The 864-nt window shown below is 45.6% G+C and carries 2 protein-coding genes; both read left to right on the top strand.

Annotated elements, in window-relative coordinates; translation table 11 throughout:
- The coding region (locus ACWHAR_RS24935; protein WP_452088162.1) for an adenine deaminase C-terminal domain-containing protein at positions 1-190 on the top strand (190 nt) is incomplete at its 5' end.
- Positions 191-216: 26 nt separating this feature from the next.
- Positions 217-864, top strand: a 648-nt coding sequence (locus ACWHAR_RS24930) for a DUF3048 N-terminal domain-containing protein (RefSeq protein WP_452088161.1), incomplete at its 3' end; no start/stop codon positions are given.

Genomic DNA, 864 nt, shown 5'->3' with positions numbered 1-864 from the left:
GTATGAAGACGTGCTTGAGAAAGAACAAAAGCTGAGAGATCTTTTGACTGAAAGAGGCTATGAGTTTTCCGATCCTATCTATACGCTGCTCTTTTTGCAAAGTACGCACCTTCCGTATATACGCATTACGCCAAGAGGAATCTTCGACGTCATGAAAAAAACTGTACTCTTTCCATCGATAATGCGTTAAAATATAAAAGAGCAGGGAGCCGACATATGAAAAAATGGATGACAGTTTGCGCGCTGTGTTTCGTGTTTTTTCTGCTGGTATCCTGCCAGCAGAAGGATGCTGTCCCGGATAATGCAAAGAAGCTTAAAGCTCCTTTAACGGGGCTAAAGACTGAACAGAAAGTGACTGAACGCCGCCCTGTTGCTGTTGTGGTGAACAATCACCCGAAGGCGAGGCCGCAGTCGGGTCTGTCTAAAGCCGACATAGTCATAGAAGCGCTAGCCGAAGGGCAAATCACACGATTTCTGGCCATTTTCCAAAGCCAGATGCCTGAAACTGTCGGACCTGTGCGGAGCGCGCGGGAATATTTCGTCACTCTCAGCAATGGCTTTGACAGCATATTTGTCCATCACGGCTGGAGTCCCGGCGCCAAAGAGCAGCTGGAATCCGGAGCTGCCGATTATATGAACGGATTGGATTTTGACGGAAGCTTATTTTGGAGAGCTGATTTCAGCAAACCGCCCCACAATTCCTATACGTCTTATGATTACATAAAAAAGGCGGCGGAACAAAAGGGTTATAAGCTGAAGCAGGAAACAAATCCGCTGCTGTTTCAAACATCAGATGCAAAATCTGCAAATGAATCTTACAATGTTCGGGTAGATTATGGAACAAAAAACGTTACAAATCTTGTC

The organism is Bacillus sp. LR--39, from assembly GCF_053613335.1.
Note: the sequence above shows the minus strand (reverse complement) of the source record. Positions and strands in the feature narration are given on the sequence as shown.